The sequence below is a fragment of the Aeromonas sp. s6 genome (genome assembly GCF_040907815.1).
GTDB classification, from domain to species: Bacteria; Pseudomonadota; Gammaproteobacteria; order Enterobacterales; family Aeromonadaceae; genus Aeromonas; species Aeromonas caviae.
Genome location: NZ_JBFOCN010000087.1, coordinates 1 through 23,401, shown reverse-complemented (window position 1 = coordinate 23,401; position 23,401 = coordinate 1). Strand labels below are relative to the sequence as shown.

At 58.8% G+C, this 23,401-nt stretch carries 42 protein-coding genes; 6 read left to right on the top strand and 36 right to left on the bottom strand.

Annotation, left to right across the window (positions count from 1 at the left end):
• The 30 genes from AB5Y50_RS13690 to AB5Y50_RS13545 form a co-directional block, all read right to left on the bottom strand.
• A partial coding sequence (locus AB5Y50_RS13690; protein WP_368162669.1) for a phage portal protein occupies positions 1–515 on the bottom strand: 515 nt, incomplete at its 3' end.
• Positions 512–721 (bottom strand): hypothetical protein, encoded by a 210-nt coding sequence (locus tag AB5Y50_RS13685; RefSeq protein WP_041211165.1) that lies wholly within the window; start codon positions 719–721, stop codon positions 512–514. The genes AB5Y50_RS13685 and AB5Y50_RS13690, both read right to left, overlap by 4 nt.
• Positions 718–2,664, bottom strand: coding sequence for a phage terminase large subunit family protein (locus AB5Y50_RS13680; protein WP_282414824.1), 1,947 nt, complete (start codon positions 2,662–2,664; stop codon positions 718–720). Before AB5Y50_RS13680 ends, AB5Y50_RS13685 begins: the two co-directional genes overlap by 4 nt.
• Complete coding sequence (locus tag AB5Y50_RS13675) at positions 2,636–3,172, bottom strand: terminase small subunit (protein ID WP_227656720.1); 537 nt, start codon at positions 3,170–3,172, stop codon at positions 2,636–2,638. Before AB5Y50_RS13675 ends, AB5Y50_RS13680 begins: the two co-directional genes overlap by 29 nt.
• Before the next feature lie 417 nt (positions 3,173–3,589).
• Positions 3,590–3,835 carry a hypothetical protein gene (locus tag AB5Y50_RS13670; protein ID WP_223953575.1) on the bottom strand — a complete coding sequence of 82 codons (246 nt, stop codon included), beginning with the start codon at positions 3,833–3,835 and terminating at the stop codon, positions 3,590–3,592.
• Between the two features lie 198 nt (positions 3,836–4,033).
• Positions 4,034–4,510: a TIGR02594 family protein gene (locus tag AB5Y50_RS13665; RefSeq protein ID WP_282414827.1), complete on the bottom strand. Its 477-nt coding sequence runs from the start codon at positions 4,508–4,510 to the stop codon at positions 4,034–4,036.
• On the bottom strand, positions 4,507–4,746 hold the full coding sequence (locus AB5Y50_RS13660) for a hypothetical protein (RefSeq protein WP_223953573.1): 240 nt from the start codon (positions 4,744–4,746) through the stop codon (positions 4,507–4,509). The genes AB5Y50_RS13665 and AB5Y50_RS13660 overlap by 4 nt, the downstream gene beginning before the upstream one ends.
• A gap of 362 nt (positions 4,747–5,108) precedes the next feature.
• Positions 5,109–5,252 (bottom strand): hypothetical protein, encoded by a 144-nt coding sequence (locus AB5Y50_RS13655; RefSeq protein WP_368163034.1) that lies wholly within the window; start codon positions 5,250–5,252, stop codon positions 5,109–5,111.
• Between the two features lie 64 nt (positions 5,253–5,316).
• Complete coding sequence (locus AB5Y50_RS13650; RefSeq protein ID WP_223940224.1) at positions 5,317–5,577, bottom strand: hypothetical protein; 261 nt, start codon at positions 5,575–5,577, stop codon at positions 5,317–5,319.
• Positions 5,578–5,591: 14 nt separating this feature from the next.
• Positions 5,592–5,756: a hypothetical protein gene (locus AB5Y50_RS13645; RefSeq protein ID WP_368163032.1), complete on the bottom strand. Its 165-nt coding sequence runs from the start codon at positions 5,754–5,756 to the stop codon at positions 5,592–5,594.
• A 14-nt stretch (positions 5,757–5,770) separates the two neighbouring features.
• Positions 5,771–5,998 (bottom strand): hypothetical protein, encoded by a 228-nt coding sequence (locus AB5Y50_RS13640; protein ID WP_368163030.1) that lies wholly within the window; start codon positions 5,996–5,998, stop codon positions 5,771–5,773.
• 46 nt (positions 5,999–6,044) lie between these two features.
• On the bottom strand, positions 6,045–6,221 hold the full coding sequence (locus AB5Y50_RS13635; RefSeq protein ID WP_202154988.1) for a hypothetical protein: 177 nt from the start codon (positions 6,219–6,221) through the stop codon (positions 6,045–6,047).
• 67 nt (positions 6,222–6,288) lie between these two features.
• Positions 6,289–6,507 carry a hypothetical protein gene (locus tag AB5Y50_RS13630; RefSeq protein ID WP_270808826.1) on the bottom strand — a complete coding sequence of 73 codons (219 nt, stop codon included), beginning with the start codon at positions 6,505–6,507 and terminating at the stop codon, positions 6,289–6,291.
• Positions 6,507–7,169, bottom strand: a complete 663-nt coding sequence (locus tag AB5Y50_RS13625; protein ID WP_368163028.1) for a tyrosine-type recombinase/integrase — start codon at positions 7,167–7,169, stop codon at positions 6,507–6,509. Before AB5Y50_RS13625 ends, AB5Y50_RS13630 begins: the two co-directional genes overlap by 1 nt.
• A 103-nt stretch (positions 7,170–7,272) precedes the next feature.
• Positions 7,273–7,509, bottom strand: a complete 237-nt coding sequence (locus AB5Y50_RS13620; RefSeq protein WP_368163026.1) for a hypothetical protein — start codon at positions 7,507–7,509, stop codon at positions 7,273–7,275.
• A complete protein-coding gene (locus AB5Y50_RS13615) occupies positions 7,506–7,733 on the bottom strand; it encodes a hypothetical protein (protein ID WP_368163024.1) in 228 nt (75 codons plus the stop codon). Before AB5Y50_RS13615 ends, AB5Y50_RS13620 begins: the two co-directional genes overlap by 4 nt.
• A gap of 11 nt (positions 7,734–7,744) precedes the next feature.
• The gene (locus AB5Y50_RS13610; RefSeq protein ID WP_257707839.1) at positions 7,745–7,927 is read right to left on the bottom strand and encodes a hypothetical protein; all 183 of its coding nucleotides are present in this window, start codon (positions 7,925–7,927) and stop codon (positions 7,745–7,747) included.
• Positions 7,928–7,932: 5 nt separating this feature from the next.
• Positions 7,933–8,457 carry a hypothetical protein gene (locus AB5Y50_RS13605; RefSeq protein WP_368163022.1) on the bottom strand — a complete coding sequence of 175 codons (525 nt, stop codon included), beginning with the start codon at positions 8,455–8,457 and terminating at the stop codon, positions 7,933–7,935.
• 14 nt (positions 8,458–8,471) lie between these two features.
• A complete protein-coding gene (locus tag AB5Y50_RS13600; protein WP_368163020.1) occupies positions 8,472–9,281 on the bottom strand; it encodes an HNH endonuclease signature motif containing protein in 810 nt (269 codons plus the stop codon).
• Positions 9,278–9,511, bottom strand: coding sequence for a hypothetical protein (locus tag AB5Y50_RS13595; RefSeq protein WP_368163019.1), 234 nt, complete (start codon positions 9,509–9,511; stop codon positions 9,278–9,280). The genes AB5Y50_RS13600 and AB5Y50_RS13595 overlap by 4 nt, the downstream gene beginning before the upstream one ends.
• A 12-nt stretch (positions 9,512–9,523) precedes the next feature.
• Positions 9,524–10,060, bottom strand: coding sequence for a DNA methyltransferase (locus tag AB5Y50_RS13590; protein ID WP_368163017.1), 537 nt, complete (start codon positions 10,058–10,060; stop codon positions 9,524–9,526).
• A 12-nt stretch (positions 10,061–10,072) separates the two neighbouring features.
• Positions 10,073–10,939, bottom strand: a complete 867-nt coding sequence (locus AB5Y50_RS13585; protein WP_368163015.1) for a hypothetical protein — start codon at positions 10,937–10,939, stop codon at positions 10,073–10,075.
• Positions 10,940–11,060: 121 nt separating this feature from the next.
• The gene (locus tag AB5Y50_RS13580) at positions 11,061–12,239 is read right to left on the bottom strand and encodes a tyrosine-type recombinase/integrase (protein WP_368163013.1); all 1,179 of its coding nucleotides are present in this window, start codon (positions 12,237–12,239) and stop codon (positions 11,061–11,063) included.
• The gene (locus AB5Y50_RS13575) at positions 12,236–12,535 is read right to left on the bottom strand and encodes a hypothetical protein (RefSeq protein ID WP_368163011.1); all 300 of its coding nucleotides are present in this window, start codon (positions 12,533–12,535) and stop codon (positions 12,236–12,238) included. The genes AB5Y50_RS13580 and AB5Y50_RS13575 overlap by 4 nt, the downstream gene beginning before the upstream one ends.
• Complete coding sequence (locus AB5Y50_RS13570; protein ID WP_368163010.1) at positions 12,532–12,960, bottom strand: hypothetical protein; 429 nt, start codon at positions 12,958–12,960, stop codon at positions 12,532–12,534. The genes AB5Y50_RS13575 and AB5Y50_RS13570 overlap by 4 nt, the downstream gene beginning before the upstream one ends.
• Entirely contained in the window at positions 12,957–13,100 is a 144-nt protein-coding gene (locus tag AB5Y50_RS13565; protein ID WP_368163008.1) for a hypothetical protein, read from the bottom strand. Before AB5Y50_RS13565 ends, AB5Y50_RS13570 begins: the two co-directional genes overlap by 4 nt.
• A 10-nt stretch (positions 13,101–13,110) precedes the next feature.
• Entirely contained in the window at positions 13,111–13,530 is a 420-nt protein-coding gene (locus tag AB5Y50_RS13560; protein ID WP_368163006.1) for a hypothetical protein, read from the bottom strand.
• Positions 13,517–13,786: a DUF3283 family protein gene (locus tag AB5Y50_RS13555; protein ID WP_223953558.1), complete on the bottom strand. Its 270-nt coding sequence runs from the start codon at positions 13,784–13,786 to the stop codon at positions 13,517–13,519. Before AB5Y50_RS13555 ends, AB5Y50_RS13560 begins: the two co-directional genes overlap by 14 nt.
• Before the next feature lie 5 nt (positions 13,787–13,791).
• The gene (locus AB5Y50_RS13550; protein ID WP_368163004.1) at positions 13,792–14,205 is read right to left on the bottom strand and encodes a hypothetical protein; all 414 of its coding nucleotides are present in this window, start codon (positions 14,203–14,205) and stop codon (positions 13,792–13,794) included.
• Positions 14,202–14,438 carry a hypothetical protein gene (locus AB5Y50_RS13545; protein WP_223953556.1) on the bottom strand — a complete coding sequence of 79 codons (237 nt, stop codon included), beginning with the start codon at positions 14,436–14,438 and terminating at the stop codon, positions 14,202–14,204. Before AB5Y50_RS13545 ends, AB5Y50_RS13550 begins: the two co-directional genes overlap by 4 nt.
• 127 nt (positions 14,439–14,565) lie before the next feature.
• Between AB5Y50_RS13545 and AB5Y50_RS13540 the strand changes: the two genes are divergently transcribed.
• The 6 genes from AB5Y50_RS13540 (at position 14,566) to AB5Y50_RS13515 (ending at position 17,830) form a co-directional block, all read left to right on the top strand.
• Complete coding sequence (locus tag AB5Y50_RS13540) at positions 14,566–15,186, top strand: S24 family peptidase (protein ID WP_323914487.1); 621 nt, start codon at positions 14,566–14,568, stop codon at positions 15,184–15,186.
• A 98-nt stretch (positions 15,187–15,284) separates the two neighbouring features.
• Positions 15,285–15,572, top strand: a complete 288-nt coding sequence (locus AB5Y50_RS13535; protein WP_368163001.1) for a hypothetical protein — start codon at positions 15,285–15,287, stop codon at positions 15,570–15,572.
• Positions 15,556–15,924, top strand: coding sequence for a hypothetical protein (locus tag AB5Y50_RS13530; RefSeq protein WP_368163000.1), 369 nt, complete (start codon positions 15,556–15,558; stop codon positions 15,922–15,924). Before AB5Y50_RS13535 ends, AB5Y50_RS13530 begins: the two co-directional genes overlap by 17 nt.
• A gap of 145 nt (positions 15,925–16,069) precedes the next feature.
• Positions 16,070–16,708: a ParA family protein gene (locus tag AB5Y50_RS13525; RefSeq protein WP_368162998.1), complete on the top strand. Its 639-nt coding sequence runs from the start codon at positions 16,070–16,072 to the stop codon at positions 16,706–16,708.
• 83 nt (positions 16,709–16,791) lie between these two features.
• Positions 16,792–17,010, top strand: coding sequence for a hypothetical protein (locus tag AB5Y50_RS13520; RefSeq protein ID WP_368162996.1), 219 nt, complete (start codon positions 16,792–16,794; stop codon positions 17,008–17,010).
• Positions 17,011–17,419: 409 nt separating this feature from the next.
• A complete protein-coding gene (locus tag AB5Y50_RS13515; RefSeq protein ID WP_368162994.1) occupies positions 17,420–17,830 on the top strand; it encodes a helix-turn-helix domain-containing protein in 411 nt (136 codons plus the stop codon).
• A gap of 880 nt (positions 17,831–18,710) precedes the next feature.
• Here the strand turns inward: AB5Y50_RS13515 and AB5Y50_RS13510 are convergent.
• From AB5Y50_RS13510 to AB5Y50_RS13485, 6 genes are all read right to left on the bottom strand, one after another.
• The gene (locus AB5Y50_RS13510; RefSeq protein WP_368162992.1) at positions 18,711–19,310 is read right to left on the bottom strand and encodes a hypothetical protein; all 600 of its coding nucleotides are present in this window, start codon (positions 19,308–19,310) and stop codon (positions 18,711–18,713) included.
• Positions 19,311–19,662: 352 nt separating this feature from the next.
• Positions 19,663–19,851: a hypothetical protein gene (locus AB5Y50_RS13505; RefSeq protein ID WP_368162991.1), complete on the bottom strand. Its 189-nt coding sequence runs from the start codon at positions 19,849–19,851 to the stop codon at positions 19,663–19,665.
• Positions 19,852–19,984: 133 nt separating this feature from the next.
• Positions 19,985–20,149, bottom strand: a complete 165-nt coding sequence (locus AB5Y50_RS13500; RefSeq protein WP_368162989.1) for a hypothetical protein — start codon at positions 20,147–20,149, stop codon at positions 19,985–19,987.
• A gap of 8 nt (positions 20,150–20,157) precedes the next feature.
• Positions 20,158–20,472 carry a hypothetical protein gene (locus tag AB5Y50_RS13495; RefSeq protein WP_368162987.1) on the bottom strand — a complete coding sequence of 105 codons (315 nt, stop codon included), beginning with the start codon at positions 20,470–20,472 and terminating at the stop codon, positions 20,158–20,160.
• On the bottom strand, positions 20,469–22,172 hold the full coding sequence (locus tag AB5Y50_RS13490; RefSeq protein ID WP_368162985.1) for a hypothetical protein: 1,704 nt from the start codon (positions 22,170–22,172) through the stop codon (positions 20,469–20,471). The genes AB5Y50_RS13495 and AB5Y50_RS13490 overlap by 4 nt, the downstream gene beginning before the upstream one ends.
• A gap of 60 nt (positions 22,173–22,232) precedes the next feature.
• Positions 22,233–23,401 (bottom strand): DUF1983 domain-containing protein (locus AB5Y50_RS13485; RefSeq protein WP_368162984.1); only part of this gene is annotated, 1,169 nt, incomplete at its 5' end.

The window sequence follows — 23,401 nt, the reverse complement described above, 5'->3', positions numbered from 1 at the left end:
TCCAGCACCTCCACCGAAAAGGGGGTGTCAGAATGATGCTGATAGCCCTTGATGGTGCCGAGCAGGCGGCGGCCAAACACCTCGCCATCGCGCAACCAGGTACGACAGACCAGGCGCTCCATGGCGGGACGGGTGTACGTGCCGGTGGTTTCCGGTTTGAGCGACCAGGCAGCCCAGCGCCGGCGGATCTCCTTGGCGAGGTCATCCAGCAACTGCCCATCGACAGAGCGGGGCTGCGGCTCGATCTGGATGCCTTTGCCGCCGACAATCCGCTCCTCCATCTTGTCGAGAAGGCCGATCACAATGTCATGGTTTTCGTCCAGGGCTCTGGCCTGCTCGCGCAAGCTGATCGCCGATTGCTGGGTGGCCACGTTGGCGCCACGCCGTTCCCGCTTGGCCTGATGGGTTCTAGACGGCATTGCCGCCTCGTAGGCCATCATTCGCAAGCGGTCGCGCATCCGGTTGGCTGCCCAGCCGGGGGAGATAAACCCGACCAACTTATCTATGGCTCTCATGTAAACCTCGCGGCGGCATAGGGCTGACGGGCAGGGTTGGCCACGCTGGCGCGGCGCTGCTCCCACTCCCGCCGACCAGAGCGGAGCTCGTTGAGGTTTTCAGAGGTCACAGTGCGGCCCTGGAACGTTACCTGCTTGCCGGCCAGCACATCGCGCTCGGCCTGCAGGTACAGCTCGATCATGCTGTCGATATCGCTCAGCTTCACAGCCAGCCTCCTGAGTTTGTGCCGAGCCAGCTGTTGCCTGCTGCCGTGGGTCTTGGCTGCGGGCGGGATACCGGCTCGGCGTGGTTGATAGTGGTTGGCTGATGCCGGGCGACCAGGCGCCAGCCTTTGTGCTGGACGCCAAGGCGCACGGCGGCCAGTGAGTAACCCGCGCAGTCAGTGGGCTCGTTGCGGGCGCCGGATGGGTTAACCCAGCGATAGACGCGGCGGCCCTTGATAAACTCCAGCCGCTTTCGCTCACAGGTCAGCCCCTTGAAATAGTGTTCATCTGCCCACTCGGCGACAGGGTGGTGCCGGTAACCAGGCAGCGGCCCGGATAGCGATGCAGGCACATCGGCCAGGCGGGCGTAGATCACGTCCTTGGCGGTGTCGGTGCCGACCTCCGACAGGTAAACACCCTGCCGGTTCTTCTTGCGCGGGAAGGTGATGATGGGTTTGCCCATCACCGTGGCCCCCTTGATAGGGATATATTTGCGCGGGTTGCGGCGACAGAACTGATAGACCTCATCGGTGTAGTGACCACCCGAGTCAATCAGCACCAGGCCGATATCCATCACCTCACCATTGGCCTTGATAAACTGGCGCGAGAACTGCTCGTGCAGTCGATCCCAGATCTCGGTGTGCCCGAGGTTGCCGTACAGGCGCTGGTAGTCGAGCACCCAATGCTCCTCCCCCACGCCCCAGCCGGTGATCTCGAACTCGAAACGGTCATCCTGGGTATCAGCCCCGACAGTGATATAGAGCACCCCATCAGGGACGGGGTGCGGCCATACCTCGCGGCGGGCGGCAAGCGCCTCCCACTCCAGTTTCTCGCCGGTCTCCTCTTCCCAGGTCTCGCCCAGCGTGGTGTTGACGAAGGTCTTGAGCTTGCCCTGGTCATCCTTCGCTTTAAGGAAGTCAGAGACAATCCGCACCCATGTCGTCAGCGGGCTGTAGGCCGTCCAGATATGGAAGGTCACCGACTCGGGAGGCGGGATCGGCTGGTCGTCACTGTCGAACCAGTCGATGGAGTCCCGCGTCCAGATGCCGGTGCGCTCGCAGATCCAGCGTTCCACCGTCTCGTAATCCATCTCATGCTGGCGAATGGCGCAGCCATTTGCCTCGCACAGATAGAACGCCGAATGGTGGTTGTTGCCGTCCCACTTGATGCCGAACTCGGCATCGGGGCCGCCCCACTTGAGGTGCTGTTCTGCGTGGCAATGTGGGCACTTCACGTGATAACGCATCAGGTGCGGCGATTCGTTGGCCGCCCGCTCAATCTGGCACTGCCCCGCGATCTTGGGGGTAGAGCCACGAATTGATTTGGGATGGGTCGAGCCCTCCATCCGCTTATCGCCGAGGAAGGTGGGCGAACCCTCTTTCTCGATGTCGTCATCGAATGCGGCCAGCTCATCGTAGATCCCGAAGTCGGGAGAGGCTTCACGGTAGTTCTTGGCTGCCTTGCCGCCCCTCACCTCCAATCCGCGACCGTTGGCGAACCGCTTGAGCTCCAGGGTGTTATCCCGGTGCTTCTTGCCAAACCAGGGCGCGAGCGCCTTGATTTTCGGCACGTCACGGATCATGGGTTCAACGTGCTTTTTCACGAACAACTCGGCATCCCCATCGGTGGGTTGCCAAATCAGTCCGTTTCGCTTCTTGTGCTCCAGCAGGTAAGCGGCCACACCGAGCAACATCTTGGTGTAACCAACCCGCGCCGACTTGACGAAGTTGACCTCTCGGATGTCGTCATTGGCCATCGCGTTGATGATGGCCACCTGGAACGGGAGCGACTTCCAGCGCCCCTCCTGATAGGAGGACTCCACCGGCAGGTAGTAATGGTCATCCATCCACTCGGCGGCGGTCTGCACCGGCGGCCTGAGCAGGGCTGACAGCCCAAGGTTGACGGCAGCCGCCAGGCTACTTACTTGTGCTGTCGATATATTCATCCAGTAACTCCGGCAGCAGATCACCCATGGAGGCCGCCTCGTTGCTGGCTATGACCAGTTCGCGCTGGAGCCCCTCGATGTGCTTGGTCTGCAATTCGGGATAACGGCGGCGCATAGTGAGTGGAACGGTGTCGAGCAGACTGCTGACCTTGGCGGCGATGCGCGTCAGAGCGAACGTTGCAAACTCGGTCGGCACCTGATGGCGCTCAGCGATCCGGTTCTCGCGCTCGGCCTTGTCGGCCTGCTCCTTGGTGAGCCTCCACCGTTGGAAGTCCAATTGATCCTCGTCCATGTCTTGAGGATCCGTTGGTTGGTGTTTTTGGATCGCGTTCTCGATCCGGTTATCCACAACCGAGCGCACATCAAAGTAAACGTTGCGCCCGATCTTTTTTACTGGCTTAACTCCCCACTTATCAAAGGCTTGCACCGAGATCCCCAGGCTTGCAGCCATGTCGGATTTTTTCAGCCAGCCAGGCGCAGGGCGATCCTTGTCTGATGGCTCTGACATGAAAACAACAACCTCACTTCTTGGGGTTTCATATGTAGTGAAAAACCGCGCCTCGTCCAACCCGTCGAGTCGGGGGGTGGCTGGGAGTACCTTTACCCTGGGGGGATGGGTGGGGGTGCCGCCCGCTGCTGCTAATGGCATTGCTGCAGGGCGCTAGCATTGGGCGGCGAAACTCACAAAGACATGGACTCCACCAGGTTGGTTCCCCTCCCTCGCTGTCCTGTAGAGGTTAAGGAGCCCATGTCTTTGTGTAGGTGAGGCACCGGCAACAGGTCGAGCCCAACGGGTCAACGATGTCTGATGCTGATTGGTCGCCAGTGTCGGCGCCTCGGTACTCATTGCTTGATGCACTCACGCACATCGATGATCCAATTGGTCAGCTCGGCCTGCGAATCAGGTGGAAGATGCGCCCACCCATCAGGACTGACCATCCACACCAGCCTCGGGGGTGTGGTGTAGCAGCTGGCGTTCGGCGCTGGTGCCGGGGACGTACACCCCTGCAGCAGGGCCGAAGAGGCCAGCAAAGGCAGCAGCGGGAGCCGCTTTCGCCTGCTCCCGCCTATCGTCTTGCTCGGCATAGTACGCAGCCTCACGGGATGCGTTGAGCTGCTCGGCTACCAGCAGGGCGAGCCGGGTCAATCCGCTTATCAGTGCCGGTTCCATTCTTCGCGCTCCCCCAGTTAGCAGCCAGCACGTCCAGCACAACCAACACCGGACGGGGCAACTTCTCCCACCATGCTTGCGGGATGGCGGCTCGCAACTGCGACCACACCACCAGGCAAAGCCCCACCACCGCCACCCAGGCGGCGGCCTTGTCGCCGAACACCTGCAGCAGCAGGTCGGCCAGATTCAAATCCCCCATCAAGATTCCCCTTTCGTCATAGAGCCAACACCAACGGGCAGAGGGCCAGCCGGCACATCAACCCCAGCGGGCCAGCGGTACGCTGTCACCCTGGAGCGCGGGAAGGCACGGACGTTTACTGCATCAGACTGATTGCCGCCAAGGACGAGCAAATTGCCGGTCTTGTCCTGCCCCACCACAAACCCGACATGACCACCGCCATCTCGGGAAAACACCACCACGCACCCAAGAGACGGGGCGGACAACTTCTGACCCCACTCGGCATAAGACCGAGCCCCTTCGAAGCGCGTTGACTGGATGCCAGCCCGCTCAAGGCAGGCACCAACAAATGCAGCGCACCAAGGCACCTCATCAGACTTGATGCCGCCGCGCTTGATGTCGCGCCACATCTGCAGAATCTCGGGGTTGTGCTGCGGGCCGGGCACCTCTTTGATGCCGACTAGCGACTCAGCAATAACAATCCACGGCAGTTTCATTGCTCCCCCTGTTTGCGCTGCTTGCGCTTGTCGATGTAGACGAAGATGTCGAAGGCCAGGCGGCCAGCGATGACCAGCAGGCCGCCAATGCCGATCAGGTCGTTGATGGTGAGTTGCGGGATGGTCATTTCAGGCAGGCTCTCAGCGGCGGCCACAGCCTTGGACCAGAGGCTCACCAGCGTCCCGCCACCGTAGGCGATGCACTGGCCCTTGAAGCGGTGGATCAGGTCGAACATAGAGGGGACGCCATAAAAAAAGGCCCATCGGAGAGATGGGCCTTTGAAACTACTGAACGCGGGCTATACACAGATAACGTCTGAACAATGGCGGTGCGTCACAACTTCACCACCATGACGAGAAAGGTACAGCCAAGTTCCCATCGTTTCAACACAAAAACAGATATTTTATCTTCTCGTGTGCGTTTTGTGATTCAGATCACTGTGACATATCAACGCAAAAACCGAAATGTCACGCTCAAAAACGGCTTTGCCTGCTCTTGTCTGGTGCAGGCATAAAAACGCCTCTATCCTGCGCTGGCGTTGGGCTGGCATGGCGTGTCAAGCAACAACGGATCTTGGCATCATCTAGGTGTCGCGACTCAATTTTTGGCAGGGTAGAGCACGACATAGAGAGGCGGGAGGGCGGGCAGCAGGTCCGTCAGGCGCTGCGCCAGCTCGTTGTTGGTGAGATTGATTGGGGAATCAGGCGGGAGGCCGAGATCGGCGGCATCAATGATCGGCATAACAACGCTCCAGGGGTGGCCTAGTTTGATGATAGCCGGGTATAAAAAAGCCCGCTGATGCGGGCTATTCAATTCGGATGATTTCGACGGGCTTGCCACGCAACCGGCGGGCCTCCTGGGCGGCCTCTTCGGCGCTCAGACCATCAACCAGGTAGTGGCCACCTCCCCGGCTCGGGGTTGTCTCGCCCAACTGCGCGACAGAATCAGCCAGCTCCAACTGCACGCGCTCGGACACCCAGCCATGTTGGCGCGGATAGACCGCTATCCGGCAAGCGGGGGCCTCGGTGAGCGCCTTCTCTACAGTGTCAGTGAATACCTTTCCCATACCCTTTTCCTCTATCAGCCTATGTTGAGCACCAGGGCGCTCATATCCATGTCAGAGAGCGGGTTATCACACTCAATACTGGCCTGATGGCCGACGCAAAACCGAACCCATTCCTCAAACTGCTCATCAGAATGAGGGGGCAGGCTGCCCCGGTCTATCCCTATCGTTACCTGTTCCATATGCCGTTTTTCCTCTATCTCAGAACCTCTTTCTCAAGCTCATAAAGACGCTCGATAATCGGGCTTTTCGGGTCTACAGCAATCAGAATGTCCCTGATTGCCCACACCTGATGAGCCGCCTCAATAGTGGTCAAGTGCTCATCGGCTTTCATCACCTTGATAGCGTTGGCCTTGTCGATTACGGCTCGCTCCAGGGGCGTTAAGTTGCTCGTCCTGTCCAGAATGTCTTCGCTGTTACTCATCCCGTTTTTCCTCGATAAATGGGCCGGATAACCGGCCCTACCATCATCACGCCACAGCTTCTTCCAGCAGGGCCAGCCATTCACCCTCGGGGATCTCGGAGGTGTCCTGACCATCAAACTTCTCAACCAGCAGGTCGCACATTGCAGAGGCATCATCCAGGGTGGCCTCGGTGCCCATGCGTTCAGCCAGTTGGTTCAAATCCATATCGCTATGTACTTTCATTTTTCTCTCCTTGCCGGGGCCCATCCCCGTCTCGATGAATTAAATATAATATCGTGCGCACGATATATCAAGGGGTTTCGGATGGGTTTTCTGATATTTTTTTGAGCAGCTCTAACCCTTTGAAAATTGCCGCTTTTTTAGAGCCGTGAATCGCTGCCAGTTCATCCAGTAGTTCGGCTTCCTCTTGTGTCAGATAGCCACCAGGGAGGCGGGCCATTCCTGCCCGCTTTGCCTCATAGCGGCCATCCGCGGCTTTCTGCGCCGCACCACGCTTCACCTCACCCATCAAACAATCCTCTTAATCAAATCACCCAGGCTAACCGGATCGGTATCGCACAACGTTTTAATGGCCTTGATGCTGGTCATCCCCAGGATCTCGCCGATATGGCGCTCGTCTATCCCCTTCCGCTTGAGCTTCACAGCCAGCGTTCGGCGGGCAGATTGAGCCGTAGCCCCCTCAATTCCAGCCTGAGCGAACAGGCGAGCAATCAGGGCCGTCAGCTGGTCAGCCCGATAGCTCACCCGCCCATCCCGCTCGATGCGCGTCAGCTTGAGCGGCTGGCCGGTGCGACCCGAGACAAACAGGCCACTCTGCGGATCGAGCCCACGATAGGCTGTCAGCCTGCCGGTGATGCCATGCCCGCGCTTGAGCCGGTCGGCCAGGTGTTCATCAATAGCGGTGATCAGCTTCTTGTTGACCCAGCACAATGGGCGAGCCCGCCCGTTAAATGCGATCTCCGGCCTGACCACCGTCTCGGCCAGCGGCTCACCACCAGGGGAGAGATAATCACTCACCCGTAGCTGCGCCAGCTCGGCTGGCTTCATGCCAGTACCGAAGCAGCAGAGCAGCAAAGCGGCATCCCTGAGCCCGTTCTCTGGGCTCGATGCCTTAGCCACTGCAACGGCATGGGCCAGCTGCGGATCCTCAACAACAATCGCCTTTGGCATTAACTGTAAAATCTCGATTATCGACACTAAACAGAGAGACTACAGCAAAAGAGAGGGGCCATAAAGGCCCCTTGTTCAATTCTGGTCAGTGGTTCACGGAAAGTTAGGCGCCGGCCTCCTCCAGGGCGGCCAGCTCGACATCCAGCTTGGCGGCGGACTCCTGCAAGAGGGCGAGCGCGGCCTCAACTTCCTCCTTGGCCTTGCGCATGAAGTCCACCTTCTCCTTGTCGGTCGAGGTGTAATACTCCCCGGCGATGGTTGTCGCGGCCTGCTCATAGGCGGGCATAGCCTCACGCAGACCGATACCAAACAGGGTGATAGCCCAATCTCGCTTATTCATGCTGAATCCTTCTTCTGGTAGATGGCACCGGGATACAAGACGCATTGCCCTGGTGCGAGCTGTGACATGCTGAAATCGTCATTGGCATCCAGGACGCCTATCGAATCGAACTCAAATCGCTGGCCATCCCGGCAGATGAACCAGGCGGGGACTTTCACCCCGCGAACGGTGATGCTGCGCGGGCCGGTCACCTCCACGCCACACGCTGACGGCTTATTCTCCATTGTGGTTCCCCTTAATACTCATTCTGTTCGGCTATCCGCTCGCGGCGGTCTTGTTCCCAGCTATCCCAATCCGTCTCGCGGTCTACCTTGTCCAGACTCTGTTTGCAGTCATCGCAGACCCAGCCCCAGTCCTTGTCCTTCACCAGGGATCCATCTTCATCACCGCAGCTTGAGCAGGCAATAATGGTCGTCATCGTGTTTACCACTCAATATCCAGCCCTTCGGCACCTTGGTCTGCCGCAATACTGGCTGCCTTATCAAACATGCCGTGGATGAGCGTTGAACCATCCTCCTCTTCCTGTTTGAGAACACTGACAACCTCCCCGGCAAACACAGCAGGGTCTGTAACAGTCAGTGAGCGCATCCCATAACGCCCAGCCGTGACCGCATGAGCAAGGGTTTTCACCCCGACCGATATATGAACCTGCTCGGCTACAAGCTCTACGGTCAGATCCTGGAATGCAGGAGGGTCAAGCTCCTGCATGGCCGATTCATCAGCATCAACCCCAACACCACCAACCCGCAGACGTTGGCGCAAGATGTCGGCATACAGCTTCATCGCTCGGGCCTGGGCATCAAGCAGATTAAGCTGCTCCGCAGGGATGACGTCATTGCTCACCATTGCTCGACCAAGGAAGCCAACTAGCGCGGCTCGGCGGCCTTCCAGCTGGTCAAGCTCCTCAACTACTCGGCGAGCCCACGGCTCCATATTTTGTTGTTCCATCGTGATTTCCTCTATCAAGCGGCTCTGGGGCGGCGGGACTCCCGCAGCTTCTTGCGGCTGCTGGTTCTGGCCATGGCCACGCCAGCGATCAACCTGGTGGTTTGCTTTAACTCGCCGGTGGCGTGGTGCAGCCCCAGCTTGCTGACCACCGCATGTTCAGCCCGGGTAACCAGCATCAGGTTTTCCGGCTCGCAATTGGTCGGGTCATTGTCGTAGAACCAGATCACATGACTCGGCGGGATGGGGCCGTGTTCGCGCTCCCATACCACCCGATGCTTGAGATCCCAGCTGGCCGGCTCGGCGACCTTGATCTCGATATACCCATCAACAGTGACCCGCTCGCTGCCAACCGGGCGATGGTTAACCGGCACATCCCCTTTCTTGAAGCGGGTAAGGGCCGATCTCCCGCCAGGGTCGTACCCCTTGAGTCCGGCATTCCAAGGGGCCGCCCCCTTGGCAAACTGGCCGGTGCGGCCGCTCTTGATGCCATGATTCTTGATAAAGGCCCGGATCTGGGCCTCGGTCATCGCGGTAGCAAACTCGGCATTGAACAGCGGGGTGAGCTCGCAGATAGGCAGCTCCTGGTACTTGCGTTCAATCCACTCCCGTTGCGGCTGGTTGAACATCCGCAGCTGGCCCTTGCTGTTGCCAGGCTGGCGGCCGCAGGTAAAGCCGTTGTTCTTGATGCAGGCACGTATCTCGATCTGCGTCTTGGCGGTGCCGAACACGAAGTTAAACATCGAGGTGGTATCTTCCAGGCTGCACTCTTTGAAGGTCTCGGCCAGAAAGTTGAGCTGCTCGGATGTGTAGACAAAACGGCTCATGGCTTTGCCTCCAGCATCGATGGCAGCCGGTTACCCAGCGGCAGGTCTCGCACAGCGATCTGCGCATCGAGGGCTAGGCGAGCGTTGTTGACGATCTGGCTCGATACGGCGGTGATGGCCTTGCTTCTGGCGATCTCATCCTTGAGCTTCTCCGAATCAAGGCTCTCATCGCCGAGGCGCTCAAGCTGGGCAAAGAGGTGATCATTCAGGTCAGTGAGTTTGTTTTTCATCACATAACCCCATCAAGCAGCGCGAGTTAACAGGTGGCTGATGCCGTTCGGCACATCGAAGCGGCCGCCGCGATCCCAGACCATCCAGGCGTATTCGCAAGAGTCGGTTCCACCCTTCGCAAAGCGTGGGCGCGGAATGATGACCGGCGTCTTGTTCGGAAAGCCAATCCGGGCAAAGAACGGCACCCGCTTGATGGAGCCAAAGAAGTTGACCCGCTGCAGGTAAATCAGGGTGCCATCCGGTTTCAGCTCGGCCAGGCTCTTTTCCAAAAACTCCTCGGTCAGGCTGAACGGCGGATTGGTGATGATCACATCGAACTGGCGGCCGAAGTCATGAGCCAGATAATCGCGGCCCATCGAGATCTCAGCCCAGTCCTTTTGGGATTCAGGTAACGGCACCCGGTCATAGATACGGCTCTCATCACCCCGGCACGGCTCAAGGAAGTTATCACCAGGGCGCCAGCCCATCTTGGCCAGCATGGCGTTGATCACATCGACCGGAGTCGGGTAGTTGTCACGCTCGATTTTGTCACCAGTTGTTGAACTCATCTCACACCCCCATCACGCTGCTTGTTCACTGGCATAGCCGTTGAAATCAACCGGCACCATGTCCGATTCATGCACGATCCCGCCCTGCAAGCTGTTGACCTTGAACAGCCAGTTATGGGCGAACTCCATCACTTCCTTGGACGGCTTCAAGCCTCCTTTGGGGGAGGCGCAGAGCGCGGTGCCATCCTGGTCGTTGTAGGTGACCATGGCAGCACGACCTGACTGGTGCATATAGAGCAGGGCGCGAGACTCAAGCACAGTGCCGTCAGGGCGCTCCATCTTGGTCTTTTGGGGCCAAATGATCAGATGGTGCTCTCCGCTGTGATACAGGCCGCTGCCGGTGTCGTGGGCAAGCTGACGCTGGAGCAAGTCGATCTTGGTGTGAGCCTCAATGCTCTGGCGCTGTGAGGCGGTCAGGTCATGGCGGTACTGCCTGGCCTCCCGTTCCAGCTGGCTAATGCGGGCCTCTTTGGTTGCGCTGTTATCCTGCAGGCGCTTGACCTGCTCCTTGAGCTTCTTGATACCAGCCACACCACCATAGGAGGCGATCACCTTCTGCAACTGGGCAAGCTGCTCCTGCAGGCGGGCTTTCTCTGTCTGCAGGGCGATAGAGTCATTGCCTATTTTTTCAGCCTTGCGGGCCACCTCGCGGCAACCGGCGTTCTCCTTCTCAAGGTCGGCGATGCGGGCCTGCAGGTCGAGGATCTGGGTGTGCTGGGCGGCGTTCTGGATAGACAGCTCATCCCGCTCCTGTGACAGCTCATCCAGCTGGCCGGTGAGGTCGTTAAAACTCGGGACAAAGGCGGCCAGCAGCTCATGGGGCTGGGCCAGCATCAGGGCTTCTTCAATGGTTCCGACGGTGCGATTAGTCGTGTTCATTTGCGTACTCTCTCGTTATTGCCTGACCCCGCATGACCGGGGCACTGATTAGGTGACATACCTAACCACAACCATAATATATAACTTTTATATGAAAATCATACATTATATGTATAAATATTTACTGTTTGCCCTGCTCGGCCAGCCAGTCGTGATAGAGCGACAGCGCCTCACGCATCTGGTCGCGCATGGATGAGTTGATATAGATGCCAGCCAGCTTGCCCATGGCGTGATTGAGTATCACTTCGCCGACAAGGTGGTCGGTGCCCTGGTCGGTAAAGCGGGTGCGGGCCAGCTTGCGCAGGTCATGGGCGCGCCAGCGGCGACCCGAGACGGCAGCCACGGCGCGGGTCGCATCGCGACTACCGATGGGGCCTTGGCGAGAGGCGGCAGGGAACAGGTAGACCCCGCGATATCCGGCGGCCTGCTGACTGGCGCGATAGCGCAGCAGCAGCTCCAGGGCCATTGGCGTTAGCGGCAGCACATGCTCGCGGCGGCTCTTGGTGTGGGCGGGCGGAATGTACCAGCAACCACCCGGCACCAGATCGAACTCGCGCCACTCGGCCAGTCTGGTCTCGCCGATACGGGTTGCATGCAGCAAGGCCAGCAGGCAGAGCATGGTGGAGGCGGTGAGCGGGCCGGATAGCTCTGCCAGCACGGACTGGGCCTGTGATGGGCGCAGGCGGCCAGGGCGCTGCACGGGCTTGTGGGTGACCAGATCACCGAATGCCAGACCGGCCAGCGGGTCGTGATGCAACAGCGCCACCTTGCGGGCCTGCTTGGCGGCTTGCTTCAACACCACCCATCCGGCGCGAACGGTATCGATCACGTAGTGCTGCTGATACTGCTGCACCACCCGATCGAGATCGTCTCTCGATGAGTGCAGGGACAACTCGCCGAACAGCGGCAACAGCTGGCGCTTGATCTGGGATGCCACGGCGGCGCGGCGGGACTTTGACAAAGTGCGGGATTTTGCCACCCGATCACCATGCCAGCGCAGCAGGTCGGCAAAGGTGACCAACTCGCTCATGGCCACGGCAGCGGCGGGATCGGCGATCAGCGATGAGATCATGCGGGGCAGGTCTGCGACCACAGTCGCGGCAGGCACGGACGGCCAGGGGGCGATTTTGCGCCAGCGGGCCTCGCCCCTGATATGCAGCACCAGATGCACGGAGCCGCGCTGGCGGCACTTGGCCCAACGAAACCGGATGGGGTGGCGCGGGTCGCGCAGCTCGTGGATCTCGGGATTGGCAGAGTGCCGCCGGATGGCGGCATCTGTGATGGAGGCGGTCAGGATCACCCGATACGCCCCCGGATGATATCGGCCTGGGCGGCGCCAGCCTCGCGCAGACGGCGGAGGGTGAATGACACCGCACCAACCAGCTTGGTCATCAGGCCGCCGGTGGTCGCTGCCGAACGCGCAACGTCCCGCATGTTGGCGACACCAATCGAGCCAGCCTGGACGGGCTCGCCGTTTATGGATACGGACATCATTGAGATGTGAGAGATACGGCGGCGTGAAAGCAACGCCAGCGCCCACCCCTTGGCTGCCCCCGACCGCTTGTTGGCCAGCTTCTTTTTATGGCTCAGTCTCATAGCTTCAGTCCTCTTGCGTACACGCTCAGGTTGCAATCGGACTCAAGGTAGAAAGCCCGGTTGCAGTTATCTGGGAAAACGGCGCCGCAGTTTTTGCAGGGCGGGATCTCGGCGATCTGCCGCTCCAGCTTCTCGCCATCGCGCAGGATCAGAGTGCTGAGATACTCCTGCATGTCGTAATTGCTGGTTGCCCAGAGGGCGCGCAGCTTCATCGCCTTGCCGAGATAGGCGGACTCGCCTGCCGTTAGCTTGATGGTGATGGAGCAGGGCTGACCCGGCACAAAGGCATGCTTGCGGGCCTTATCACGCGCCCGCTGGTTGCGCTTGCGCTCGGCCGCCTTGTCTCGCTTGGCCTGCAATTGCGCCTCCGTGGGCGACTGCTTGCCCCGCTTCTTGGGCTTGGTCAGCTCTACCAGGGCGCTCATAGCCGCTCCTTGGGACTGAGCCCCAGCGATTTGAGCATGGCGCGTTCCTCTATCTGGGCGCGTTGCTGCTGGCGGCGCTTGAGCGCATCGCGGGCGGCGAGGTCTTTGTTGTAGGTTCTGAGTCTGAATGTAGTGGTCATGTCAATCCTCTCACGATTGGCGGTTAGTGGATTTTCTGCGCCCGACCTGCCCCTCCAAGGCCGAGGCGAGCGCCCTACGGGCATTCATCAAATCTTTGCGGTACTTGGTCAGCGGCAAGCCGAGGCGGATCGCCCTGACCTCCTGAGCGCGGCCGCTTTCCAGCACCGGCACCAGGTACTCGGTGCGCAGCACCAGGGCGCGGCGATGACCAACGTCACCCGAGGCGGCCATAGCCATCAGCGCCGCCTCGATGCGCGGCTCGATGCCGTCCAGGATCGGCCCTTTACCGCCGCCGTTATTGCCTGGCCCTGTGATACCTGTTGCCAGGATCTCCATCAGCAAGGCGGTCTGGCTGCTGGTCTGTGTCGGAACGATTTGCCCCTGATGACACCATCGCGCCCAACGCTCCAGGGCATCATCTAGATGCATGACGAAATCCCTTCTTGTTTGTTGGTTTGCTGGCTGTCTTGGCCGCCGACTTGGCGATGGCGTCATAATGGCGAAGCCACTCGCGCAGCGCCTCGCGCTCTGCATCGTCCGCAATCTGCCCCAGCTCGACCCGAACCCGCTCCCGCGTCCATCCAGGCTTGCCGGTGTTAACCCAATAGACCCAGAGGGCTGCTTTCTTTTGCAGCTCGAACTGCTGCTGGATCTCCTGTGGCATGGCGGCGATGTTGTACGTCATGGCGCTCAGGCCCGCTTTTTGGCTGGCCGCTCCCGTGACGCCAGGGTGATGGAGCGAAGCTGGGCATAGAGATCGGCTGGCTGCACCACATGGGCGCCACGGCGACCACCCGGAACGGCAACCATCAGATCACCCGGGGCGATCAAAATGGATGGGTGCGCGCACATCGAATAGAGATGGGCGACACGGCCGCCAATGGCCCGGATCGTGGCCACCTCTTCGGGGTGCGACACCGGAACGATGGTGAGCCAGTCGGCATTGAAGCGATCGCGCTCCAGGGCGGAACGCAGGGCAAAGGCGCGGACATTCAGCGGACGATGAGAGACAGAGAAGCGCTGCACCTTGGCGCGCTCATCCATCACGACACCGATCACCGCCTCGACCTCATCAGGCACGGCACCAACCAGCGCGACAATCATGACGCCCCCTTTTTCTGGCGTGCCTTCAAATACTCCTGACGCCACGCATGCACATCGAGCGCAGGCCAGGCGCGGCAAAACTCATCCAGGGTCTTGGGGGTCGGGTAGCGGTCGAGCTGAAAATACTTCTGCACCGTGCCAGCCTTGACGCCGACCTTGCCAGCCACGGCCTGAGCGCGCTCTTGCTGAGTGGCGGCCGGCATCTCGGCGGCAAAAAAATCTGATACGCACATACGCAATCCTGACGGTATCTACTGACCAGATAACTGTAACACCAACAGCACATAAATACATCATCGCCACTGTTAAATATCACGTTTTGTGCTATCTTTTTTCTAGATCAAAAGGGCCAAAAGACACATGAACACACCTCAAAGCCTCCGCACAATCGGTGACATCACCGAGAAAATGGTCGAAGAACAAAAAGCCATCCTGGGCCATGCTCTGGCGCAGGCGCGCAAAGGCAGGTATGCCAGCGCCCTGCAGGCCAGCAAGGATCTCGGCATTGGCCAATCGACCTATCTGTCATATGAGAACGGGCAGCGTCAGCAGGTGCTGGCATGGTGGCTGATTGCCATCAACAAAGTGTTCGCGCCGCGATTCGGCGTAGACGCCAGCTATTTACTGGGCCTGACCCCGGCAGAGCCGCGCCAGGAGGCGCCAGTCTGGCTGCTGAGCAAGATCGCCCCACATATAAAGAACAGCGATGATGTGCTCCAGCTGAGCATCACCGATGAATCCATGGCACCCAACCTGGGCAGTGGCGACATCGCGGTGTTTGAAAAGGCGGACACCGTCTCACAGGGCGGCATCTACGCCATCGAGTATCCGAACGGCGAGACACTGGCGCGCTGGGTTGTCCCGAGCGCCGTGGGCGGATGGCATATAAAGGACGCCAGCGGCACCCTGGAGAGTCTCGATGACCAGGCGCTTGCCCTGCTCAACGTGAAGGGGAAATACCTCTTTAGAATTACCAAATAAAAGAAACGCACGATAAGCCGTGTGTTTTTTTGCGCCTTCGTATATCTGTTTTTGTGACAATTTTGGACTCTAATATGCAAAACAAAGATAACAATATCATGGTAATTTTCGAGGAATTGACCACCGCCTCACGACAGCACGAGAGCGACACCGTTCTGCTGCACCAGACCCTGCTGGCAGCCAGCACTATTGCCGAAGGGATCGAAGGGCCAGCCGCACGGCAGCTGGAACGCATGATCGATGCCTGTGTGGTTGCCACCCAGCGCACCCTCAACACCCTGGCCGTCAGCAATGGCGAACTGCACGAAATCAAAATGGACATTGGCCACCACCTACGGGCACACCTGGCCCTGCTCAAGGACAAGCAACATGATCATCAGCAATGAGATCATCGCCACACCGGGATGTGGCCTGACAGAATCGGAGCTCGCCATCCTGCTGTTGCATGGCGAGGGAGAAACCAGCTGTTACATTCAGCAGGCGATCGGCCTCGACCAGGCCAGCCTGCACATGGCCGAGAAGGGGATCCGCGCCAAGCTGGGCGCCAAGACCCAGACCCACATGATCAGCCGGGCGTTTCAGCTCGGCGTACTGGCCAGCCGAACCCTGTGCCTGTTGCTGGCCATCGCCGCCGCCGACTACGACCACGGTCTCAAAAACCGCAGCCCCATCAAGAGCGGGCGCCCCGGCGCCGTTATCGTCAGGATCAAGGCCGCTGGCCGCAATATCTTGGCGTGACTGGCGTGACATAAAAGAAAGCAAGCTGCGTGAGTGAAGAGACAACCCCGCCATTGAGCGGGGTCTTTTTTGCCTGCTCGTTTGCTTTTATATAATAAACATATAATATTGATATGTAACTTATACAAATAACCTTGGAGGAAACATGGGAAAGATCATCACGGTAGCGCACAGCAAGGGCGGAACAGGCAAGACCACAACGGCCCTGCAGCTGGCCGGAGAGCTGGGCATCACCACACTGGTAGACCTCGACCGCCACCTCTGCCTAGCGACACTCAACCGGTTACGCCCTGACGATATGAAGTGGGACGTTCACGGCGATGTGACCGGCCCGCAACTGGCGGCACTCATCGAATCAGATCTCGACCTGCTGATCGACTGCGGCGGTTATGACAGTAACCTGACCCGCTTTGCCATCGCCTATTCAGACATCATCATCTGCCCGGCAAACGATGACATCACCGAACTGCGCGGCCTGGTCGCCTTCAACGAAACCCTGGCCAGCATCGAGCAGGATTTCAAACTGGCCGCCCCGTTGATCGGCCACGTACTGATGACCAGAACCCACCCGAGCCGCCGCGATGTCAGCCGCCTGGCTGATGCGGTATCCGGCCTGAACAACCTGACAATGATGACCAGCAAGCTGAGCCGCCGCGCCGACTTCGGGATGATGATGGATGCGGGCCTTGGCGTCACCGAGCGCGTGGCCACCGCCAGCAGCGAAGCAGGCAAAGAGGTTCGGGCATTCGGCAAAGAAGTCCTGGCCATTCTGGAACAGAAATAAATATATACTTAACATATAAAAAGCATATGATAGTTATATGCTTTAGGCTTTAGAGGTGAGAGATGGCAAAGAAGAGCGTTGACATGAGCATGTTGAGCGGGGTTGGCAGCTCGGCACGGCTCATCGAGAAAGAGGCAACACCGGCAGCAGCGACCAAGAGCAAGCTGCTGACTGGCCTGCCTGTTGCGTTTGAAGATCGCCACAAGGCACTGAAAGCGGCGGGGGTGACATCGCTGCTGTTAAACCCGTACATCATCGAAGCACTGAGAGAGAAGCTGGAGCGAGACGAACAGCGTACCTGAAACGACACAGGCCGACTGTGAGAGAGTCGGCCTGTAATTGCAAGCACCTTGGAGGGACACTATGCAACAGAACAATAATACCAGAGCGGGCCACCGCATTATAGACTTTTTGGCGATGCCGCTGACCCAGCGCAGAGCATTACTGGAAATGATGTCACCCTGGGTTATTACCAGGGCGAGGAAGTCCGGCCTGATTTAAGAGAGCAGCCCCCACCCAGGGGGCTTTTTCATTTTGGGTGATCGCCAGCCCCTCTCTCATCAACTCAACCAACTCGGCCGAACAGTTATCGGGGCCAGCCAGATCTAGTTGCTGGCTCTATCATTACAATCAAATGTGGTTGTCAGATCTGACATAACGGCAGACGAACGACAGATCACGGCGAGCGCGGGAGCTCACAAGGAGTGTGAAATGAAACCCGCCTATGCCTATCTGACCGATGATGATCGGGAATATGTAATCGCCACCCAAAAGCACCTGGCGCAGCTGATGCAGCGTCACGGCGTCTCAGTCGATGCCCTGTCATTCGAGACTGGCATCCCCACCACATCTATCAGGCAGTGGCTCAACGTGCGCCACAGCGGATTCATGCCACTTCCTGCTGCCCGCCGCATCTGCGACTACCTCGGCATAGAGATCAGCGACCTGCTGCTGCCTATCGGGCGCCAGCGCCACCTCGACAGATCGCTGCGCATCTTCCTGCGCCTCCCCCCTCGCCTGGCCGACACCGTGATCGACCAGCTGATGGTCATGGCTGACGCCCTGGGCGCCCCTATCCAGCTCAGGGCATCCGGCAGTGACGACCAGGGCGACCCGCCATAATTGCAAAAAATCATGTGCGCATAACGTGCATTATGTTCAATGCGGGTTCGCGGGCGGCGTTGGCCTGCGGCTGGCGGCGAACGGCCCAAAACTGACAACAAAGTGGCGGTGCCACCCCGGGATCTCCCACCTTAAAAAATGTTGCAGTCCTGCTGTATTTCGATGGCCGGTTTCATTATCTGGCCTTCCCCCTCTTTAAAGCGCCTGAGCCTCGTTTTACGCAATCTCACCCCTTGCCCATGCCGTGGCATGGATTTTCTTTTTAGTGCTCACAGCGGCGGCGGGGTTGAGGAATGACTGCGGTATCGAAGCGACAGCCACCCCCTCCCTGCTGAACGTCTTTTATCTTTAGGGCCACAATAGCCTGACGCCCCATGAAGTTGATTGGCCCCTTTATGGTGCATGGCTGGTTCGAGCTGTGGTTTTTGGGATGGGGTGTGGGGGCTTGCCCCCACGAAGGGGGTTACCTGCTGACCGGCGGGCGCTTGCGCCCTGCAAGGTCAGGCATTCTTGCAGTTGACCTTGCTCTGGCGGCGGCCAGCTTGCTGGCCTGCATAGCCAGGCATTCTCCCTGGGGAGCCTGCGAGCCAGGAATGATCTGAAAAGGGTTTTAATACCCTAGAAATAATGAAGAACACTTAAATATTGATATCCACAACGAGTGGGCACACCTATGGTTTATTTCTTACGGGATAGGGGGGCAGCTGACGGCGGGGATCTGTGGATAACTCGCTAGGTTTGGCGCGAACGAGTCTTGGTTAATGGGGGCCTGATGGGGCGGGGAGTCTGAGAAGTGATCGCTGGATAGTGGAGGCGGCAAGCGGACAAGCAGAAGCGCCCAGCGCGAAGGCTGGGTTATTGTGATGGTGGCGCTACGGGTCTACGAGAACGGCTTGCCAGCCGCAGCCCTGGCTCGATACTGATTCCAGTCAAGCTGCTCAACCACGGCAGGAGCCTCTACCGGCTTCTTGCATGGCGCGGACGGCAGGCGATAGAAGCTGCCTTGCTTTGCACCTGACGTGCTGGCCTTGGCGCGCTGGCGCTTGGAGGCGCGCTCACGCTCGCGGCGCAACCAGAAATCGATCTTGAGTGCGGCAAACAGTCGGGTGGAGATAGCCTTGATGCCAACCAGACCGCGCACCTGGCCCGCCGAGTTGGTCATGCGTGGCTGACTGATGGAGAGCAGGCGGGCGGCCTGCAGGTCTGCGATGGCGCGCTTGAAACGGGGCCAGCTGATGGTGGTCTCTCCCTGCAGGCGCTTCAAGCTCAAGCCAACTCGGCCATCCTTGGTCGGAACGCCGACCGTGAGGGTAACCAGATCGGTATATTTGAGCAGCACCTTGAGCACCTGAATGATCGCCTCACGGCGCTCCGAGCGCTTCTTGCGGTGCGGGTTCAGGGTTTCCAGCTGGGGTAGATCTTTGAGGCGGTAGTAATAGTGCTCAACGAGATCGATGGAGCGGGCGATAAACTTGGGCATATTCTGCACATGAGGCCGCACAAAGAATCGCGGAGCTGTCGGGTTGTGGCCGCATCTGTTGCCTGAGCCCACATTCAGCCCATCATGGGCCACTGAAAAAGTCATGTTTCCGCCTAAAAAAGTGGCGGCAAGGTTGCCAATTGGCGGCACCATGAGTAAACTGACTGTGCGATAAGTCGTGTTCACCCTTTTTGTGGTGCAACCGAATCAGAAAGCCCGCCCGCCAAGGCGGGCTTTCGTCATTTAGGAATCCTGCCAGATTTAATCTTCTGCCTCGGACGCTCCGAGACCCTATGCCGACAACTCTAGCACAAAATGTGATAAGTTCAAAAGGTCATATCTCACTATAAGATCAGCTTTCTGCTGCTGCCAATATGGCCGCCTCCTTGGCGGCGATGGTGATCTCTTTGGTGATCACCGCATCACACACATCTGGACCGAGTAACGGCAGCAGGCAGGCCAAACGCTGAGCGAGCCTTCCTATCGTATATGATCCAGACGCCACGATCACCTGATCATCATGATCAACGTGATCACCCATCAAATTATCCCCACTCATCCGCAACCCTCCCGGCTGGCACTGTATTTTTATACAGGCAATTTTGGCACCGACCGCCCTGACGGGCAAGCCGAAAAAAGAAAAGCCCCGGCACATGGCCAGGGCAGGTTCGACACTACTTGGGCAGCACCTCGGCGCAGGGGCGCGGCACCAGGATGGTTTTGCCCTGGTGAACCTCATGCACCTGACAGACAGGCCCGGGGGCCGTGGCTGCATTCCACGCCCAGCCAAGCAGCACGGCGACCACGATCGCCGTGATAGGTTCGAGACGAACGATCATGGTGTCCCCTATGCCCAGACGTATTGCGGGGTTTCAACAACGACCGTCACCTGCGCCAGGGCGGCGGCCAGGGCGGCGTCGGTGGTGCGCACGTTGGCGTGATAACCGGGGACTACCTCCCGCACCTCCAGCTCGATACCATCGACGATCTGCACCGCGCCGGTGGGGCGGGTGACCATGCCAGGCGGCAGCAGTTGCAGCGAGGCGGTAGGGTGATAGAGGGTGCCGGTTTCGCTGTCTTTGATAAAACCAGCGACCAGCAGGGCCTTGGTCATGGCGGCCTTGTCGGCCGCCTTGAGGTTGAGGTCGATATAGTCTGTCATGCGATGGCCTTGAGCTGATCATCAGTGAGAGTTCTACGCCAGATACGAAGATTTCGAACATGGCCAAACAGTGGGAATGATCCGGCATCACCAAATGCCCCTACCCTGATCGTGTTCGGCAAGGGGGCTACTGTTGCTGTAGCGGATGACACACTCGTCACGCTGGAATTCACCCGCATTTTTAACAGCCCGCCCCCCTCAGAAATGGCGACGATCCCTTTGCTGTCCTTCACGTTAAAACTCTTCAAGATCGCGGTGACGTAACCGGCCTGCCCAAACGCGCCACAATGCGTTGAAAAGCCGTAATCAGCATCAGCGCTTGCATACTTTCCGCGAATAATCGCCATCCTGGCTTTATTCTCCTGCTCCATTGAAACCACACAACCGCTCTCCATCAGAACAGGTGCGCTGCCACGAAGCGTATCGAATTCAGCCGATATCGAGAACCCGATGGGGACCATATTCCCAAGGGCAGGAATATTCACGACATCTGCACTACGTGTTACAGCCGTCCCGTTTGTAGGAATGTATGAGCTGGCAAACGACAGTGGCTCAACTTGGCAATCGCCAATTACCAAAAACTTGCCAATGGTTTGCCCTGGTGAGTTGGAACCCGTAGCACCAAAGTAAACCCATGGAACAGAACCTGACGTAAATTGAGTGGTGGTAACCGTGTAACAGTTCCACTGTCCGAATTTTTTACATGTAGCAGAATCAGAATCCGTATCTAAATTAAAGTTGACGATATCAAGGTTAGCCCCTGCGGTATGATCGCGAACAAGCAGGATCCCGGACCTGACACTTGAGGACTGATGTATTTTAATGCTGAACGTCAGCGAAGTTGACGAGGCGGGCTGGCAAATAAACGTCAACCTAAGCCCTGCATCTGCTGTTATTGTATATTTTGCCGCGTTGATGGCGCCCAGTGTGTCATTAAGCGATTCACCAGTAGCTCCAACTACACTGCCAAGGTGCAGCGGTTGACTGCGTAAATTCGTGCTGGCCCCCTCAATCAACAAGCCCTCTTTTTCAAAACGTGGTTCGTTCACCCCCGCAGTTTTCAGAGCCCCATCTTTCCCGATATAGGTGGCGGTGGTACTGCGTGAGAAATTGACCATCTTCGCCACGACATCATCCCCCACCTTCACCTCGCGACCGTAGCCGGTGATAAGCCGCAGGCTGTCAGAGAGCGGCGCCCACACATCAGGCAGCGGAAGGGCGGCGGCAGCCACGATCCCCGCTGCCCGGTCGGCTTCGACCTTGGCGCGGGCCGTCTGTCCCTCTCCTTCGCTGGCCACCTTCTTCCAACTGGGGATGGTGACGTTGGCGCCGGTGTCCGGGTTAAGGATGGCGACATCCCCCGAGCCGGTCAGCCAGGTCATCATGCCGTCGAACCAGGCGCGGTATTTGGCGACCAGGGAAGCCAAGTCAGCAGCAAACTGGCTGATGGTCGAGGTGCGGGTGATGTCGATCCGGTAGCCCTGGTTAGCCAGGGTGCCGCCTCGATACGCTTCTACCAGGGTGAGGCTTTCATCGCTGACCACGGTATCCACTTCATAGGCGAAGTTGTCCGGGCCATAGAAGGTGTGCCCCTTCTGAATGGGAAGGGTGCCGGTTTTCCATTTGGTGCCAAAACCGGTGACGATCTTGCTGCCATTCGTCACCGTCACGTTGCCGGTGCGCGGCCAAAGTCCTGCCATTGCAATGGTTCCTTCAAAAAGAAAACCCGGCACAGGGCCGGGTTGTAAGGTGGGTCAGTGTTACTTCAAGCCAGTGAGCCAGACCGCCTGGCCACTGAAACCGGTGGAGCTGATACCAACTCCACCGCCAATCGCCTCGATGCCGAAGGTGATGGTGGCATTGGTGTTTGCCGGGATCTCGAACGAGGGTTTGATGTCGATGGATAAATATCGGGTGCCCCCCGTGGCGACGTATTCCGTCTTGGATACGCGGCCTTTCTCCACCCCATTGAGGTAAAAGACCACCGCCATCCCTATAGTTCCTTGACCCGATACGTTGCCATAGGCCGTCACCGGATCGATGCACACCACGTTGCGGGCGCGGCGGTACGCCGGGATCGAGAAGTTGGCCACCGCCTTGATCAGCGTGGTGATGTCGCCAACCACCTGGTTCACATCGAGCTGACCCAGGATCTGGCAGTTCTCCCGTATGGTGACGTTGTTCATCGTGCCGGAGTTGGCCAGCACATTGCCCTGGAACGTCCCATTGGAAAAATAGACATCACTGCCGTAGATGCGCCCCATGGAATTGATCCCTGCATTCCACTTCTTACCGTAGGCACCGAACTGACCGTTGGCGTTTTCCCCCAGCCAGAGATCCCCCCCCCGGAAAGAGCCACCCTCGATGAGGGAGCCTTTCAGGTGCTGCACATTGATGTACTTGGCGATCACGTTGCCGATCTCGGCCGTGTCCATCATGGCGTGGTTCATGTAGACGGTGCCGTTTTTGATGACGAACGGGTGGCGCTTTGTCGTCGCACCGCCCGCCCTCGACATTACGGCGAACACATCCGCATCGATCACGAAGGTGCTCAGCACAGTGCCATCGGCATTCAGCTTGACCGACAGGCCAAAGCCAGCCCCTTCCCCCGCGATTTGGGCCTTGGTGTACCAACCCGCCTCCACGTTGCCTTTCAGGTCAGCCACCGCCTTGGCTGCCGTTTCCACGGCTGCCGTGGTTTGGTTGAGGCTGGCTTGCACCTTGGTGATGGCGTCGGCGTTGGCTTTGTCCCCATCCACCTGAGCCTGCTGGGCCTGCTGAATGGCCGCCCCCAGGGTGGTGTCACCACTGGTCACCTTGGCTTGAAGTTGAGACAGTTGCTCGGCCAGCGCCTGATCCCCCTGCGCTTGGGTGCGCTGGGTTTCCAGGATAGCGGCGTTGAGCGTCTGGTCATCCCCTTCCAGGGTGG

Coding starts and splice junctions, on each gene's coding strand:
- AB5Y50_RS13550 (WP_368163004.1), bottom strand. CDS start 14,205: ATGATTGTCGCGCTGGTTGGTGCCGTGCCTGATGAGGTCGAGGCGGTG.
- AB5Y50_RS13585 (WP_368163015.1), bottom strand. CDS start 10,939: ATGAACACGACTAATCGCACCGTCGGAACCATTGAAGAAGCCCTGATG.
- AB5Y50_RS13565 (WP_368163008.1), bottom strand. CDS start 13,100: ATGACCACTACATTCAGACTCAGAACCTACAACAAAGACCTCGCCGCC.
- AB5Y50_RS13505 (WP_368162991.1), bottom strand. CDS start 19,851: ATGGGTGATCACGTTGATCATGATGATCAGGTGATCGTGGCGTCTGGA.
- AB5Y50_RS13615 (WP_368163024.1), bottom strand. CDS start 7,733: ATGGAGAATAAGCCGTCAGCGTGTGGCGTGGAGGTGACCGGCCCGCGC.
- AB5Y50_RS13555 (WP_223953558.1), bottom strand. CDS start 13,786: ATGACGTACAACATCGCCGCCATGCCACAGGAGATCCAGCAGCAGTTC.
- AB5Y50_RS13650 (WP_223940224.1), bottom strand. CDS start 5,577: ATGGGAAAGGTATTCACTGACACTGTAGAGAAGGCGCTCACCGAGGCC.
- AB5Y50_RS13680 (WP_282414824.1), bottom strand. CDS start 2,664: ATGAATATATCGACAGCACAAGTAAGTAGCCTGGCGGCTGCCGTCAAC.
- AB5Y50_RS13520 (WP_368162996.1), top strand. CDS start 16,792: ATGAGCATGTTGAGCGGGGTTGGCAGCTCGGCACGGCTCATCGAGAAA.
- AB5Y50_RS13675 (WP_227656720.1), bottom strand. CDS start 3,172: ATGTCAGAGCCATCAGACAAGGATCGCCCTGCGCCTGGCTGGCTGAAA.
- AB5Y50_RS13490 (WP_368162985.1), bottom strand. CDS start 22,172: ATGGCAGGACTTTGGCCGCGCACCGGCAACGTGACGGTGACGAATGGC.
- AB5Y50_RS13645 (WP_368163032.1), bottom strand. CDS start 5,756: ATGGAACAGGTAACGATAGGGATAGACCGGGGCAGCCTGCCCCCTCAT.
- AB5Y50_RS13500 (WP_368162989.1), bottom strand. CDS start 20,149: ATGATCGTTCGTCTCGAACCTATCACGGCGATCGTGGTCGCCGTGCTG.
- AB5Y50_RS13575 (WP_368163011.1), bottom strand. CDS start 12,535: ATGAGACTGAGCCATAAAAAGAAGCTGGCCAACAAGCGGTCGGGGGCA.
- AB5Y50_RS13660 (WP_223953573.1), bottom strand. CDS start 4,746: ATGTTCGACCTGATCCACCGCTTCAAGGGCCAGTGCATCGCCTACGGT.
- AB5Y50_RS13630 (WP_270808826.1), bottom strand. CDS start 6,507: ATGGGTGAGGTGAAGCGTGGTGCGGCGCAGAAAGCCGCGGATGGCCGC.
- AB5Y50_RS13640 (WP_368163030.1), bottom strand. CDS start 5,998: ATGAGTAACAGCGAAGACATTCTGGACAGGACGAGCAACTTAACGCCC.
- AB5Y50_RS13540 (WP_323914487.1), top strand. CDS start 14,566: ATGAACACACCTCAAAGCCTCCGCACAATCGGTGACATCACCGAGAAA.
- AB5Y50_RS13535 (WP_368163001.1), top strand. CDS start 15,285: ATGGTAATTTTCGAGGAATTGACCACCGCCTCACGACAGCACGAGAGC.
- AB5Y50_RS13530 (WP_368163000.1), top strand. CDS start 15,556: ATGATCATCAGCAATGAGATCATCGCCACACCGGGATGTGGCCTGACA.
- AB5Y50_RS13605 (WP_368163022.1), bottom strand. CDS start 8,457: ATGGAACAACAAAATATGGAGCCGTGGGCTCGCCGAGTAGTTGAGGAG.
- AB5Y50_RS13610 (WP_257707839.1), bottom strand. CDS start 7,927: ATGACGACCATTATTGCCTGCTCAAGCTGCGGTGATGAAGATGGATCC.
- AB5Y50_RS13560 (WP_368163006.1), bottom strand. CDS start 13,530: ATGCATCTAGATGATGCCCTGGAGCGTTGGGCGCGATGGTGTCATCAG.
- AB5Y50_RS13515 (WP_368162994.1), top strand. CDS start 17,420: ATGAAACCCGCCTATGCCTATCTGACCGATGATGATCGGGAATATGTA.
- AB5Y50_RS13625 (WP_368163028.1), bottom strand. CDS start 7,169: ATGCCAAAGGCGATTGTTGTTGAGGATCCGCAGCTGGCCCATGCCGTT.
- AB5Y50_RS13600 (WP_368163020.1), bottom strand. CDS start 9,281: ATGAGCCGTTTTGTCTACACATCCGAGCAGCTCAACTTTCTGGCCGAG.
- AB5Y50_RS13495 (WP_368162987.1), bottom strand. CDS start 20,472: ATGACAGACTATATCGACCTCAACCTCAAGGCGGCCGACAAGGCCGCC.
- AB5Y50_RS13670 (WP_223953575.1), bottom strand. CDS start 3,835: ATGGAACCGGCACTGATAAGCGGATTGACCCGGCTCGCCCTGCTGGTA.
- AB5Y50_RS13665 (WP_282414827.1), bottom strand. CDS start 4,510: ATGAAACTGCCGTGGATTGTTATTGCTGAGTCGCTAGTCGGCATCAAA.
- AB5Y50_RS13620 (WP_368163026.1), bottom strand. CDS start 7,509: ATGAATAAGCGAGATTGGGCTATCACCCTGTTTGGTATCGGTCTGCGT.
- AB5Y50_RS13570 (WP_368163010.1), bottom strand. CDS start 12,960: ATGAGCGCCCTGGTAGAGCTGACCAAGCCCAAGAAGCGGGGCAAGCAG.
- AB5Y50_RS13590 (WP_368163017.1), bottom strand. CDS start 10,060: ATGAGTTCAACAACTGGTGACAAAATCGAGCGTGACAACTACCCGACT.
- AB5Y50_RS13545 (WP_223953556.1), bottom strand. CDS start 14,438: ATGTGCGTATCAGATTTTTTTGCCGCCGAGATGCCGGCCGCCACTCAG.
- AB5Y50_RS13635 (WP_202154988.1), bottom strand. CDS start 6,221: ATGAAAGTACATAGCGATATGGATTTGAACCAACTGGCTGAACGCATG.
- AB5Y50_RS13655 (WP_368163034.1), bottom strand. CDS start 5,252: ATGCCGATCATTGATGCCGCCGATCTCGGCCTCCCGCCTGATTCCCCA.
- AB5Y50_RS13510 (WP_368162992.1), bottom strand. CDS start 19,310: ATGCCCAAGTTTATCGCCCGCTCCATCGATCTCGTTGAGCACTATTAC.
- AB5Y50_RS13525 (WP_368162998.1), top strand. CDS start 16,070: ATGGGAAAGATCATCACGGTAGCGCACAGCAAGGGCGGAACAGGCAAG.
- AB5Y50_RS13595 (WP_368163019.1), bottom strand. CDS start 9,511: ATGAAAAACAAACTCACTGACCTGAATGATCACCTCTTTGCCCAGCTT.